Origin of the sequence: Bacillus sp. DB-2 (genome assembly GCF_003315125.1) — a bacterium.
In the GTDB taxonomy this organism is placed as follows: domain Bacteria; phylum Bacillota; class Bacilli; order Bacillales; family Bacillaceae_G; genus Bacillus_A; species Bacillus_A mycoides.
The window spans coordinates 48570-63221 of sequence record NZ_QNRN01000018.1; the positions used below are offsets into that span (position 1 = coordinate 48570).

General features: G+C 34.2%; 13 protein-coding genes, 1 pseudogene and 2 other annotated features. All 14 genes and pseudogenes read left to right on the forward strand.

Features of this window, described 5'->3' with window-relative positions; translation table 11 throughout:
- Positions 1-639, forward strand: coding sequence for a pyridoxamine 5'-phosphate oxidase family protein (locus DET63_RS25630; protein ID WP_113938239.1), 639 nt, complete (start codon positions 1-3; stop codon positions 637-639).
- Positions 640-873: 234 nt separating this feature from the next.
- Positions 874-1105 (forward strand) — a binding site (T-box leader).
- Positions 1106-1219: 114 nt separating this feature from the next.
- Positions 1220-1452 (forward strand) — a binding site (T-box leader).
- 83 nt (positions 1453-1535) lie between these two features.
- Positions 1536-1736, forward strand: a complete 201-nt coding sequence (locus tag DET63_RS25635; RefSeq protein ID WP_113938240.1) for a hypothetical protein — start codon at positions 1536-1538, stop codon at positions 1734-1736.
- Between the two features lie 22 nt (positions 1737-1758).
- Positions 1759-3054 (forward strand): homoserine dehydrogenase, encoded by a 1296-nt coding sequence (locus DET63_RS25640; protein ID WP_113938241.1) that lies wholly within the window; start codon positions 1759-1761, stop codon positions 3052-3054.
- Positions 3047-4105, forward strand: a complete 1059-nt coding sequence (gene thrC, locus DET63_RS25645) for a threonine synthase (protein ID WP_113938242.1) — start codon at positions 3047-3049, stop codon at positions 4103-4105. Before DET63_RS25640 ends, thrC begins: the two co-directional genes overlap by 8 nt.
- Positions 4102-4995 (forward strand): homoserine kinase, encoded by an 894-nt coding sequence (gene thrB / locus DET63_RS25650; protein ID WP_113938243.1) that lies wholly within the window; start codon positions 4102-4104, stop codon positions 4993-4995. The genes thrC and thrB overlap by 4 nt, the downstream gene beginning before the upstream one ends.
- Positions 4996-5087: 92 nt before the next feature.
- Complete coding sequence (locus DET63_RS25655) at positions 5088-5300, forward strand: DUF6366 family protein (RefSeq protein ID WP_002135770.1); 213 nt, start codon at positions 5088-5090, stop codon at positions 5298-5300.
- A 220-nt stretch (positions 5301-5520) separates the two neighbouring features.
- Entirely contained in the window at positions 5521-7824 is a 2304-nt protein-coding gene (locus DET63_RS25660) for a glycoside hydrolase (RefSeq protein WP_113938244.1), read from the forward strand.
- 359 nt (positions 7825-8183) lie between these two features.
- On the forward strand, positions 8184-9185 hold the full coding sequence (locus tag DET63_RS25665; RefSeq protein WP_113938245.1) for an LCP family protein: 1002 nt from the start codon (positions 8184-8186) through the stop codon (positions 9183-9185).
- Between the two features lie 62 nt (positions 9186-9247).
- A pseudogene (locus DET63_RS30845) lies at positions 9248-9508 on the forward strand (sensor histidine kinase); the annotation flags it as partial.
- Between the two features lie 134 nt (positions 9509-9642).
- Positions 9643-10464, forward strand: a complete 822-nt coding sequence (locus DET63_RS25670; protein WP_113938246.1) for a peptidoglycan-N-acetylglucosamine deacetylase — start codon at positions 9643-9645, stop codon at positions 10462-10464.
- Positions 10465-10478: 14 nt separating this feature from the next.
- A complete protein-coding gene (locus DET63_RS25675) occupies positions 10479-11135 on the forward strand; it encodes a YkyA family protein (RefSeq protein WP_113938247.1) in 657 nt (218 codons plus the stop codon).
- 158 nt (positions 11136-11293) lie between these two features.
- Entirely contained in the window at positions 11294-11974 is a 681-nt protein-coding gene (locus DET63_RS25680) for an MgtC/SapB family protein (RefSeq protein WP_002012374.1), read from the forward strand.
- Positions 11975-12051: 77 nt separating this feature from the next.
- Positions 12052-12588: a GNAT family N-acetyltransferase gene (locus tag DET63_RS25685; RefSeq protein WP_113938248.1), complete on the forward strand. Its 537-nt coding sequence runs from the start codon at positions 12052-12054 to the stop codon at positions 12586-12588.
- 250 nt (positions 12589-12838) lie between these two features.
- On the forward strand, positions 12839-14647 hold the full coding sequence (locus DET63_RS25690; protein ID WP_113938249.1) for an IucA/IucC family protein: 1809 nt from the start codon (positions 12839-12841) through the stop codon (positions 14645-14647).
- Positions 14648-14652 lie beyond the last annotated feature (5 nt).

Consider the following 14652-nt stretch of genomic DNA (forward strand, 5'->3'; position numbering starts at 1 on the left):
GTGAAGATAGAGAATAAGGAAATAAAATCAATAATTTCAACTGAGGAAGAATTACGACAAATATTGGGGCAACCAAGTGAACGGGCTTTGAAAAAAGTTATTTCATCACTTGATCACCATTGTGTAGATTTCCTGTCTAAATCGCCTTTTCTAGTATTATCTACTGCAAATAAATTCGGAGAGTGTGATGCTTCGCCGAGGGGAGACGCACCTGGATTTGTATATGTATTAAATGAAAATAAAATTATCATCCCAGAAAGACCGGGTAATCGTCGTATAGACTCTATTTTAAATATAATTTCAAATTCGCACGTAGGGTTAATCTTTTTTATTCCGGGTCTTGGGGAAACACTCCGAATAAACGGTAAAGCATATATTACGAACGATGAAGAAATTTTGAAAGAAATGCAGGCGAATGGACGTAATCCGTTACTTGGAATTGTTGTTGAAATAGAAGAATGCTATATTCATTGTGCAAAAGCTTTTATTCGTTCAAAAGTGTGGGATCCAGAGTCATGGTTAAATAAAACAGAGCTACCTTCAGCACCGAAAATGTTAATGGAGCATGCGAAAGTGAATGCTTCAGAAGAGGATGTTGCGCGTTCTTTAGAAGAAAGTTATACGAAAAGATTGTATTAAAAATATTTTATAAATATAGTTTTAGGAAGTGGGAGGCTTCTCGTTTTAGAATGAATTATTTATATATGAACTGCTGATTTATAAGTTAGAAATTTAAAATATAGGTAATAAGAGAAGTCTTTGTAAAATGTTATTGTGAAATATAATAAAAAAGTATCTTTAAAATAGTGAGTGAAAATAGGCTTGCTTTTTAAAATTTTCATAACTATAATAAGTTAACAAATAGACATGAACGAAAAAGTAACGATAAGGACATGAGATGATTTTTACGGTTTACAGAGAGGGAAGCCAAGGCTGTGAGTTTCCTAACACGAAAAATGATTTTACCACCTTTGAACTTCAATAGTGAACGAGTAATCTAGTAATTATTGACGGTATCAGCCGTTATCTGAACTTGAGCAATCTAGAAGAAAGTAAGTCTAGGTTGGAACAAGGGTGGAACCACGAAAACACATTCGTCCCTTTCCTAGGGATGAGTGTGTTTTTTTATAGTTATTAGATTGAAAATTAAAAATAATTTAAAAATAGTATTGATTTTGTTTTTTATGCGAGTATAATGAGTTAACAAATAAACATGAACGAAAAAGTAACGATAAGGACATGAGAACATTTTTACGGTTTACAGAGAGGGAAGCCAAAGGCTGTGAGCTTCCTAACACGAGAAATGATCTTACCACCTTTGAACTTCAATAGTGAACGAGTAATCTAGTAATTATTGACGGTATCAGCCGTTATCTGAACTTGAGCAACCTAGAAGGAAATAAATCTGGGTTGGAACAAGGGTGGAACCACGAAAACACATTCGTCCCTTTCCTAGGGATGAGTGTGTTTTTTTATCCCGCATTAACGGTCAGTAAGACTCCCATCTCAAAATTTGGCGGATACGAGGTAGTAAGATGGGAGATCAACTGTCCGTAAAAGCCCGATTGGTTCAACTAATACTCAGTGAGGAATGGACAAAATCCCCACTGATTAAAGTTTCACTTTATTACTTTGAAAGGAGGTGCGGTAACATGAAACGATTAGTACGTACGGAAATAACCACCACCTGCATGAAAAAATGGCAGAGCAAGGTGATTGATAGAGATAAAAAATAAAATTTTAGGAGGAGATTAGAAGATGAATAATGTTATTAATGTTGGGCTATTAGGATTAGGTACTGTCGGAAGTGGTGTTGTCCATATTTTGAAAGAACATTATCAAAAAATTACTCTTGATACAGGATGTAAAGTAAAGGTAAAGACAGTCGTTGTACGTGATTTGGAAAAAGAACGTGATGTTTGCATTGATGGAATCGTAGTAACAAGTAATGTTGATGAAGTTCTAAATGATTCAAATATTGATATTGTAGTAGAGGTAATGGGCGGAATTGAAGAAGCGAAAGAACATATTGTGAAGGCTTTACAAAGTAAGAAACATGTCGTAACAGCAAATAAAGATTTAATGGCCGTATACGGTGCGGAGCTTTTGCAATTAGCAAATAAAAATGAATGTGACTTATGTTACGAAGCGAGTGTAGCTGGTGGGATTCCGATATTACGAGGATTATCAGACGGGCTAGCGTCAGATCAAATTGAAAAAATAATGGGAATCGTAAATGGAACAACAAATTACATGTTAACAAAGATGAGTCAAAATGGATGGTCGTATGAAGAGGCTTTACAGGAAGCACAAAAATTGGGTTTCGCAGAATCAGATCCGACAGCGGATGTAGATGGGCTAGATGCGGCGAGAAAGGTAGCAATTCTTGCAAATTTAGGATTTTCGATGAATGTTGCATTAGATGATGTGCAAGTAAGAGGGATTCGAAAGGTCGAAAAAGAAGATTTACAAATGGCTGAAAAGTTAGGATTTACTATGAAGTTAATTGGTAAAGCAGAGAAACAAGGATCATCCATTCACTTAAGTGTAGAACCGACTTTATTACCAAACCATCATCCGTTATCAAATGTTAATAATGAATTTAATGCGGTGTATGTTCACGGTCAAGCAGTAGGAGAAGTGATGTTTTACGGACCTGGAGCTGGGAAGTTGCCGACTGGTTCTGCTGTAGTAAGTGATATTATTTCAATCGTTAAAAATATGAATCAAGTTCCGAAAAATAAAAGTGTGTTAAAAGAACCAGAACCGTACGAATTACAAGGAGATGAAGAAGTAGTTTCGAAATATTTCTTACGTATTTCATTACGAGATGAGCCTGGGATGTTGCGAAAAATAACAGAATGTTTCGTTAGTTATTCTGTAAGTTTAAAAGAAGTTATCCAATTACCTTTGAATCGTGAACTTGCAGAAGTCGTTGTTGTGACACATCACACTTCAAAATATCAATTCGAACGAGTTTTAGGAGCGATAGAAGCTGTCGCAAGTGAAATAAACAGCCACTACATTATTGAGGAGGAAAAACAATATGTATAAAGGATTATTAAACCAGTATGCTTCTTATTTACCAGTGAATGAAAACACACCTGATGTTAGCTTAATGGAAGGGAACACACCTCTTATTCCATTATTAAATATATCAAAACAATTAGGGATTCAGTTATACGGTAAATATGAAGGAGCGAATCCAACAGGTTCTTTTAAAGACCGTGGTATGGTAATGGCAGTTGCAAAGGCGAAGGAAGAAGGGGCGGAGGCAATCATTTGTGCATCAACAGGTAATACATCAGCATCAGCTGCCGCATATGCGGCACGCCTCGGAATGAAATGTATTATCGTAATCCCAGAAGGAAAGATTGCGCATGGGAAATTAGCGCAAGCGGTCGCCTATGGAGCTGAAATCATTTCAATAGAAGGGAATTTTGATGATGCACTTAAAGCTGTAAGACATATTGCTGCAGAAGAGCCGATTACATTAGTAAACTCAGTGAATCCGTACCGAATTGAAGGGCAAAAAACAGCAGCATTTGAAATTTGTGACCAGTTGCAAAGTGCACCAGATGTTCTAGCTATCCCTGTTGGGAATGCAGGGAATATTACAGCATATTGGAAGGGCTTCTGTGAATACGAGAAAGAAAAAGGTTATAAGAAACCAAGAATTCACGGCTTTGAAGCGGAAGGAGCGGCGGCAATTGTAAAAGGACATGTAATTGAAGAACCTGAAACAATTGCAACAGCGATTCGCATCGGTAATCCAGCAAGTTGGTCGTATGCAGTAGAGGCAGCCGAACAGTCTCATGGTGAAATAGATATGGTGTCAGATGAGGAAATATTACATGCGTATAGATTATTAGCAAAAACGGAAGGGGTTTTCGCTGAGCCAGGATCAAATGCTTCATTAGCGGGCGTAATTAAACATGTTCAATCTGGAAAAATCAAAAAGGGAGAAACAGTTGTTGCAGTATTAACTGGAAACGGTTTGAAAGATCCTGATATTGCTATTTCTTCTAATAAATTAGATATTACAAGTGTTTCAAATGATATAGAGCAAATTAAAGATCATATTAAAGGGGTGATTATGTCGTGATACCATTGAGAGTACGTGTCCCTGCTAGTACAGCGAATGTCGGGCCTGGATTTGATTCTGTTGGAATAGCTTTGTCATTATATTTAGAAGTGAGTGTAAAGGGAGAAGCTGATAAGTGGCAAGTGATACATTCTTTTGACGATTCAATTCCAAAAGACGATAAAAATTTAATTGTTAGCACGGCATGTAAAGTATGTCCTTCTTTATCACCCCATATAATAGAAGTTACTAGTAATATTCCGCTGACAAGAGGGCTAGGAAGTAGCGCATCAGCGATTGTAGCAGGAATAGAGCTTGCGAATCAACTTGGAAATTTATATTTAACAACTGATCAAAAGGTTCAAATTGCTACAAATTTTGAGGGACATCCAGATAATGTTGCTGCTTCTATTTTAGGTGGAACTGTAATCGGAGCGCTGGATGGAAAGAATGTTTCGGTTGTAAGGATTGAAAGTAAGGAATTAGGCGTAATTTCTCTTATTCCAAATGAAGAGCTAAATACAGATGAAAGCCGATCTGTATTACCAGAGATGTTTCCGTTTCATGAAGCAGTTAAAGCTAGTGCGATAAGCAACGTATTAGTAGCTGCGTTATGTCAAAAGAAGTGGGAAGTTGTAGGTGAAATGATGGAACGAGATCATTTCCACGAGCCATATCGTTTAGAACTTGTACCGTTATTACCATCAATTCGTAAATGTGCAAAGGAATTTGGAGCATATGGCACAGCGCTTAGTGGTGCGGGACCATCCATTTTTATTTTAACTCCGTACGAGAAGCGTAAAGAAATAGCTGACCAATTAGCGAGAGTATTTGCAGCTATGAAAGTATGTGAGCTTGAAATTGATCATAAAGGGACTACTGTAAATAAGGAAGAACATATTGGATTATAAAGAAAGCTAGCATCGCTAGCTTTCTTTACGTTATGGAGAATCTATTTTAAAGGGGATTTTTCGGAATGAACATTAATTTTAGAGGTGATTATATGAGTTCAAAAGAGTCACCAGAAGAAAAAAGAGAACGCATGAGACAAAGTGAATTGAAACATAATCCTACCGGTTCTTTGAATGATGGACTCAACAGGGCGGAATCAGGTAGCCCTGCTGATATGACAGGTGGTATGAATTGGAAAGGTACAGGGATATTAATTTTAGTGCTAGTTGTAGGATATATTATATACACTTACTTTTTCAGTTAAGGAAAGCTTGATGGAATTTAGATTTGCTTGATCTAATTATTAGTGAGAATAAAAAAATAAGGATTAAAGTCCCACTGTATTACATATTTTCTTTAAACAGATTATAGTTATACGTAAATTTTTTTTGCTCATAATAGAGCTAGCATAATGCTAGCTCTATTATTTTTTGCCATATTCCTGTAACAAACCTCCTGTATATTCATTGGTGGAGGTGCAGAAGATGAAAAAAATGATAGCGATATGTCTTCTTACAACATTGTCATTTTCGACTTTAGTCGGGTGTGATGTAAAAGGTAATGATGCTTTACAAGAGTCTAAAATAAAGAAAGCGACGTATAAAGATTTTACTTACGATGTAAATCCTGAGACTTTTACGTTAACTGTAGAACATGATGGTGTAAAAGAACAGGCATCACAACCGTTACCAAAAATGAAGGTGTCGAATTTGAAAAAAGAAAAGGATCATACATCATGGGAATATCCGGATCAAAAAGTAAAAGTGAATTTAGAAAAGAAAAAAGACCACTTAAATATTGAAGTGGAATCGACTGGTGCAGAAAGTTTCACATGGCCAAAAGTGCAAGCTGAAAATTATACACTTCCGTTATGGGAAGGTAAGCAAATTCCGAGTAATGATGAGAATTGGAAGAAGTTTTTAAAGGATGATGCATATTCATTTGCTGAATCATTTTCTATGAAGTTTTTTGCATTAAATGGTTCTAAATATTCAATCGTATATATTGCGAACAATATGTTTAATAATGAATTGAAATTTCATTCAGATCCGAAAATAGGGTTTGATTTTACACATGAATTCCCGAGTATAAATAAAAATAAAACGTACGGATTTCAATTATATGTGACAAATAATGATGCAGTAAGTATTGCTAAACTGTATAAGGATAATATTGCTCGAAAAGGTGAATTTAAAACATTACAAGAAAAGGCAAGAAAAAATAAAGAAATCGAAAAACTTTACGGGGCAGCTCATTTTTACTTTTGGAATCAAAATGGTTTATCAGAAAGTAACGTGAATTGGCCGAAGCTAAGAGAGCAAATAAATAGCCCGGTGTTTAGCCATATAAAAGAGCTTATTCAAAAGAATAGTTCAGAGCCTGGGGAATTGAATGTATTTGAGCAGGTGAGTAAACAAGACTTTATCGATAAGTACCAAAAAAATGTTATTTTACGCTATACAAACGAAGTATTATCTATGAAGGAATTGTATAAAGAGGATGTTTTCCCGAAAGTTAATCAGGAAGCTAGTGTGTTATTAAAGAAAGGTGTAGATCACTTATCGAAGACAGAGCTGTATAGCTTAAATAAACATTTATTAAAGTCAGTACTCGGTGATGCAGTTGAAGAAGTAAGTAAATGGGGTAAAGCAGATGGAACGGATATAATAAAGGAAATGAAAAAAGTAGGGATAGACAAAGCGTGGATTGGTCTACCGAACTGGGAACAAGGATTTATGCAGCCTAATTTCGTTACAGAAGCTAAGGAAATGGGATATTTAGTTGGTCCGTATGATTCTTACCATTCTATTCATGAAAAAGGTGATAAAAATTGGAACACAGCTTCCTTTAATGACCCATCGTTATATGAAGAAGCCACTGTAACGAAGAAAAATGGTGAGAAAGTGCAAGGGTTTTTAGGGAGAGGCCGAAAATTAAATCCGACATTATCACTTCCTAGTGTAAAAGAACGAATGAACGATATATTACAAAATGGCCCTAAATATAATTCATGGTTTATTGATTGTGACGCGACGGGCGAAATTTATGATGACTATTCGGCAAAACATGTAACGACACAAGAACAAGATTTACAAGCACGATTAAAACGAATGGATTATATTGCACAAGAAAAAGGTATGGTAGTTGGCTCTGAGGGCGGAAATGATTTTGCAAGTAGTACGATTGCATTTGCTCATGGAATTGAAACACCAGTTATTAAGTGGGACGATGAAGATATGAGAAAAAATAAAACAAGCCCGTATTATGTCGGTGGATATTGGTCACCAAATCAAAATGTTCCAGAAAAATATGCAAAACAAGTACCGTTAAAAGAAGAATATAAGCAAGTATATTTAAATTCAGTATATTCGGTGCCATTATATAAACTAGTATACAATGATTCGGTTATTACAACGCACCACTGGGAATGGGGAAGTTTGAAGGTAAAGGACGAGGTTGGAAATCGTATGTTATATGAGTTATTGTATAATGTTCCTCCGTTGTACCATTTAGATGAAGTAGAGTGGAATAAGCATAAAAAAGAAATTACAGAGCATCTGAAAGTTTGGAATGATGTTCATGAAAAGGCAGTAAAAGAAGAAATGACGAACTTTGCATATTTGTCAGAAGATAAGTTAGTACAATCTGCTTCTTATGGAAAAGAGATTAAAATTATTGTGAATTTCTCTAATGATGATGTGGAAATAGAAAAAACGAAAATAAAAGCAAAATCAGCTTTAATTTATAATAATGGAAAGCAAATGATATACACACCAAATGAGAAATAATAAAGTGGAATTTTAATCAGTGGGGGATTTATCCCTCACTGATTATTAGTCATCACCAATCAAAATTTCACGGCACAAACTTGACTCTTTTATTCCTGCTAAATTATGAGGTGAAAGTCTTACTACCTGCAAATAACAGAATGATAAATCTGTAAATTCGAACGTTTTGAAGTGTTAAATTTTTGAAGTTGATAAATAGTGACTTGCCAAAAATAAGCACGAGAGTATAATGTGAAATGGAATACATATTGGATTCATGATGTAACCTTACAAAAATGTAAGGTGATTGAAAGGAAATTCAATATGAAGATTACTAGACATACATTATACTAGGAAAAGAGAAAGAGAGGAGAATGAACATGAGCTCTGAATTAGAACAAGATACGAGAAGCAGTAAAAAACGTTCTAAAAGAAAATCAATAAAATGGTTCATTTTAATTCCATTTTTCCTACTTATTTTTGGAGGAGTAGGATATGGATCGTTTATATATAACAAAGCAAAAGCTGTTGTAAGTGATGCATATGCAAAAATTGATAAGTCATCAAAAAGGGACAAAGAAGTGGAACCTTTAAAGGATAATATCTCGATTTTAATCATGGGTGTCGATGGAAGCGAAATGAGAAAAAGCCAATATGGTGAAGCGGTTCGAACAGATGCACTTTTATTAGCGACAATTAATAAAGATGATAAGTCAGTTAAATTAGTAAGTATTCCGCGTGATTCACGCGTTTATATTCCATCTAGAAAAAAATTAGATAAAATTACACACGCACACGTATTTGGTGGTGTTGAAAGTACACGAGATACAGTGGAAAGATTTTTAAATGTACCAGTTGATTATTATGTGAAGTTTAACTTTGAGTCATTTGTACAAATTGTAGATTCAATTGGTGGTATTGATATTGATGTACCTGTTACTTTCACTGAACAAGATAGTAAAGACCAAGCAGGTATGATTCATTTAGAAAAAGGTTACCAACATTTAAATGGTGAACAAGCACTTGCACTTGCGAGAACGCGTAAAATTGACAGTGATACAATGCGTGGTCAAAGACAACAACTTGTAATTGAAGCAATTGCGAAAAAAGCAATGTCTGTTCAATCTATTAGTAAAATGGGCTCTTTACTTGATGCAGTTGATAAAAATATGAAAACAAACTTAACGTTTGATGATATGCTTGCTATTACGAAAAATATGGCAGGCTCTGATTTGCAAATGGAAAAGATGCAAATAGAAGGAACAGATAAACGTATTGGTGGTATTTATTATTACATTCCAAATGAAAAGAATGTAAAAGATATTTCGAATAAGTTAAATGCGCATTTAGGTGTTACACCAAAACCAAATCGAAATGAATAAGTATAAAAAAAGGTTGGCCTCAGCCAATCTTTTTTTATGGAAATGGACTGCTTCATTTATTTTTAGTAGAAGGGCTACTAGTTTTTTCACGTCTACAGTTAAATCATTTTAATTTATATAAACAAAAGGTGCAATTGTACGATATACTAGAGGAAAGAATTTGGTAATTAACTCCTAAAATAGAGGAAATAAATTCATCTCATTGCAAGTTGAAAGCGAATTGAATTGATGGAAGATCAAACAGGTTAAAACAAATCTTCTTGAAAGTTGTACATAGTGCAATCAAGAATTGGTATGAAAAGAATAAAGAGCTTGTTGAGGCAGGAACAACAATTTTGATAAAACTCCCATTATAATTCATATTTTAGATTGTTTATATAGTGTAATAAAATAAATAGATGTATAATTATATTGGGTGATTTATATATAAGATTAATAGGGAGAGGAATTCGATAGAATGGAAAAGGCTTTTAAAATTAAACGAGTTGCAGTTGTTTCAGTAGCGATTGCAATAGTAGCTATTGGGTATTTCATGTTTCAATCTATTACTTCACCAGCAAAAGCTGTTGCGAAGCAAGAAAATATAGTGCAGCTTGCAAGTGAACAATCGAAAGTTGAAATGAATAAAACGGCGCCAAGTCGTTTTAACGGAATGGAAAGAAAAGTTGCTTATCTTACATTTGATGATGGGCCAGGAAAATATACGGCTGAATTATTAAATATGTTAAAACAGCATGATGCGAAGGCGACATTCTTTTTAATTGGTGCGAATGTAAAACAGTTTCCTGATTTAGTAAAACGTGAAAATGCAGAAGGACATTATGTTGGAATGCATAGTATGACACACAATTTTGCGAAGTTATATAAAAATGGCGAATATGTTAATGAAATGAAAGAAGATCAAAGCTTAATCGCAAATATTATTGGAAAATCACCTCAATTAACACGTCCACCATACGGGTCGAAGCCTGGTTTAAATGAAGACCTTCGAAACAAAGTAGTAGAGGGTGGTCTTAAAGTGTGGGACTGGACAATTGACTCTTTAGACTGGAAATACAATAAAGTACCAGTGGATGCAGCGGCAGCGCAAATCGCTCAAAATGTATTAGCTGGTGCAACAAAACCGCAAGAAGTCATTTTAATGCATGACATTCACCCGCAATCAGTTGCTGCTGTGCCAGCAATTTTAAAGGGTCTAAAAGAAAAAGGTTATGAGTTTGAAGCATATCATGAAGAGAATCACTTCCCCGTGAACCTCTGGCATGATAACCGTATGTAATGGAGGAATTGAAGTTGAAATATGGAAAAGTAGCAGTAGTTGGAGCATTATCAGTAGGATTATTATCAGGTTGTTTCGGTGAAAAGCCAGAAGAAAATTTATTTACGGCTTTTGAAGCAGCATCTACACAAGAAAAACCTTTAGCAGATGACACAAAAAAATTAGAGAAGTTAGAAAAGCAAGGACAAGAACTTTATTCTCAAATTTTACAAGAAGGTAAAGAGCATAATGAAGCAGTTTCAAAGAAAATAGAGCAAGCTACTGCAAATGTAGACGAGCGTGAAAAAGTATTGAAAAACGAGAAGGAACAGTTAGAAAAAGCGCAGAAAGAAACGACACCCGTTCAAAAAAATATTGAAAAACTCGAAGATAAGAAATTACAAAAACAAGCAAAAACAGTAGAAGAATCGTATAAAAATCGTTATGATGCCTTCCAAAAGATGAATGAGAATTACACGAAGGCGTTAGCGACTGAAAAAGAACTGTATGAAAAATTAAAAGTAAAAGAAACGAAGTTAAAAGAAATTGGTGAAAAAGTTAAAACTGTTAATGAGTTAAATGTGGAAGCGCAAAAGGCGAAAGAACAATTTAATAAACATACAAAAGAGTATAATGATAATAAGTTAGCATTTTATAAAGATGCACAAATTAAAATTAAAGAACAAAAATAAAGAAAGATCTTAATTATAATAAAAAGCCGGGGAAACATTGTCAAAAATGTTTTTTCGGTTTTTTACTTTAAATGAATAGAAAAGACTGGAATTGATATCATAAAAGAGTTATAGTGAAATATTCGAAGGGAAACATTGTAAAGTAAGGAGAAGAATTTATGTCATATGAATTTTTATTCAAATTAGGTTTAGCACTCTTTTTAGGATTATTCATCGGAATAGATAGGCAGCTAAAGAATAAACCGCTTGGTGTGAAAACAAGTATGGTTATTTCCGTAGCGAGTTGTTTAATTACAATGGTTTCAATTGAATCAGTGAATGTTTATTCTGTACCGGGTCATACAAACATGGACCCAATGCGTCTCGCTGCTCAAATTGTTAGTGGGATCGGTTTTCTTGGAGCAGGGGTAATTTTACGAAGAAATAATGACGTTATTTCAGGATTAACGACAGCTTCTATGGTATGGGCCGCTTCAGCACTAGGTATTGCGATTGGTGCAGGGTTTTATATACAAGCGACGGTTGCTATGATTTTAATTATATTAGCGATTAACGTACTTCCGCAAATTGTGAAAATTGCAGGCCCTTATTCATTAAGACAAAAGGACTTATCTATAAAAATTACCGTAAACAAACATCGAGAGTTAGACGGGATTTTTAAGCAAATTAAAAATTTAAATATGCAAGTGAAACGAGTGAAAATTAAAGATATTGATAATGGGGCATCTCAGCAATTGGAAATGGTCATTTTAGCTCCAGAAGATTTATATACAACTGAATTATATAGTTCTTTAAAAGAAATCGATCATGTTGTTTCAGTAGAAGTTGAAAGTAGATAAAAAGAGTGATGAAAATTCACTCTTTTTTTAATGCATACAAAACATTTTGCTATAATTATTTTCTAAGGGGGATGAGTATGGTGGAGATACATATTAGAAAGGCAATGAAATCTGATATTGCGGCAATAGCAAAAGTGCATGTGGATAGTTGGAAAACAACGTATACTGGGATATTCGCTAACGAAATTTTAGAAAATTTAACATTTGAACAAAGAAAAAAGCAATGGGAAAACATTTTTCAAAAAGAAGACAATCTACAATATAGATTTGTAGCAGAGACGTTAACTGGGGAAATTATCGGATTTATCGATGGGGGAGTTGAAAGAACAGGTACATATAATTGTGATGGGGAATTATATGCAATATACATTTTACAAAAATATCAAGGAATGAAGATAGGACAAAGATTATTTCAAGCATTGCTATCGGAATGTAAAAAAGATAATATGCAATCTCTGTTAGTTTGGGTTGTTGCTAATAATCCTTCTAAAAAGTTTTATGAAAAATATAATCCGGAAAAAATTGACACGAAACTTTTAGAAAGACTAAATGTAGAAGAAATAGCATATGCTTGGCGAGATATGGATTGTTTATACAAATCACTATCAAATTAGAATACGATAATATTATTATGTAAACTTAATCTGCGAGAATGAAAAAATACATCAATTATTATATTGGTGTATTTTTTTGTTGCCGGATTAAATGTTTTGAAAAGGTGAAAAGTTTAGCTAGATAAAAAAATTCTGAAATATTTCTTGAAATGATTATCATTATCAATTAGAATCATAGTTGATAATAAAATTCAACTGTCAGAAGTTTTACAAAAAAATGATAGTGTTCGTCTAAAAGAGGAGGAGCAGTATGCAGCATGCGAAACAAATCGCGGAACATGCAACAATACAAAGCTTTTTAAACTGTTATTTAAGAGAAACAGGGAGTGGAGAATGGATTACAGAGGATGAAAGAATAGAAAGTATCTTCAGTAATACGTTGAATAGAAATATAGTCCCCACATATTTATGTTGTCGGCTATCGGCACAGAAGGTTACTTTGTATGGAGAAGTTATATATAAATCATCAACAGATCGCCATTTGTTTGGAGAACAGTTTTATTATCAAGTCGGAGAAACTAAAACTGTTATAAAAGCAGATTACGTTACAGTTATTACATTTTTAATAAAAGAGATGTCTATCAACTATGGAGAAGGAACTAACCCTGCTGAACTTATGCTTCGAGTTATTCGTAGTTGTCAAAATATTGAGGAATTTACAAAAAAGAGAGCAGAAGATACATCTGCATTATATGGTTTCCATACAACTTTTATTGAGGCGGAGCAATCTTTATTATTTGGACATTTAACTCATCCTACACCAAAGAGTAGACAAGGTATATTGGATTGGAAAAGTTCCATGTATTCTCCTGAATTAAAAGGGGAGTGCCAACTTCACTATTTTCGGGCACATAAAAGTATAGTAAGTGAAAAGTCATTGTTACAAGATTCTACAACGGCGATGATAAAAAAGGAATTAAAGAGCGATGAAAAGGTAGGTCAAGAATTTATTGAAGAGTACTGTCAAGAAGATGAATATTCATTAATTCCAATCCATCCGCTACAAGCAGAATGGCTATTACATCAACCTTATGTACAAGAGTGGATAAATCAAGGAGTACTTGAGTATATGGGTCCCGTAGGTAAGTATTATATGGCAACATCATCACTTAGGACGCTATATCATCCTCATTCGAAATATATGCTTAAGTTTTCATTTCCGGTGAAAGTAACAAATTCAATGCGCATTAATAAGTTGAAGGAACTTGAGAGTGGCCTTGAAGGGAAGGAAATGTTAAATACGTCGATTGGTGAAGTACTAGAAAAGTATCCAGGTTTTGATTTTATTTGTGATCCAGCCTTTATTACCTTAAATTATGGAGCAAAAGAGTCTGGATTTGAAGTGATTATTCGAGAGAATCCTTTTTATAGTGAACATGCAAATGACGTTACTTTAATTGCAGGACTAGTTCAAGATGCTATACCGGGAGAACGTACTCGTTTATCGAATATTATTCATCACTTAGCGGATTTAGAAGGTAGAAGCTGTGAAGAAGTAAGTTTAGAGTGGTTTAGACGATATATGAATATCTCTTTAAAGCCGATGGTATGGATGTATTTACGTTATGGCGTTGCATTAGAAGCGCATCAACAAAATAGTGTTGTTCAATTGAAAGATGGTTATCCAGTTAAGTTTTACTTCCGTGATAATCAAGGTTTTTATTTCTGCAATTCAATGAAGTCAGTGCTAGATAATGAACTAGCGGGTATTGGCGAACGTACTGGGAATTTATATGACGATTACATTGTAGATGAAAGATTTCGTTACTATTTAATTTTTAATCATATGTTTGGACTAATTAACGGTTTTGGTACAGCGGGATTAATAAAGGAGGAAATTCTTCTTTCGGAATTAAGGTCTGTACTTGAAGCGTTCCGTCCATATAACCGCGAACCTTCTACATTTTTAAGTGAATTGTTGGAAGAAAATAAATTGGCATGTAAAGCAAATTTGCTAACGAGATTTTTCGATGTTGATGAACTGACAAATCCTTTAGAGCAAGCAATTTATGTACAAGTAGATAATCCACTCGTTAGAGAAGTGGCTGTTCGTTCATAAGTAGT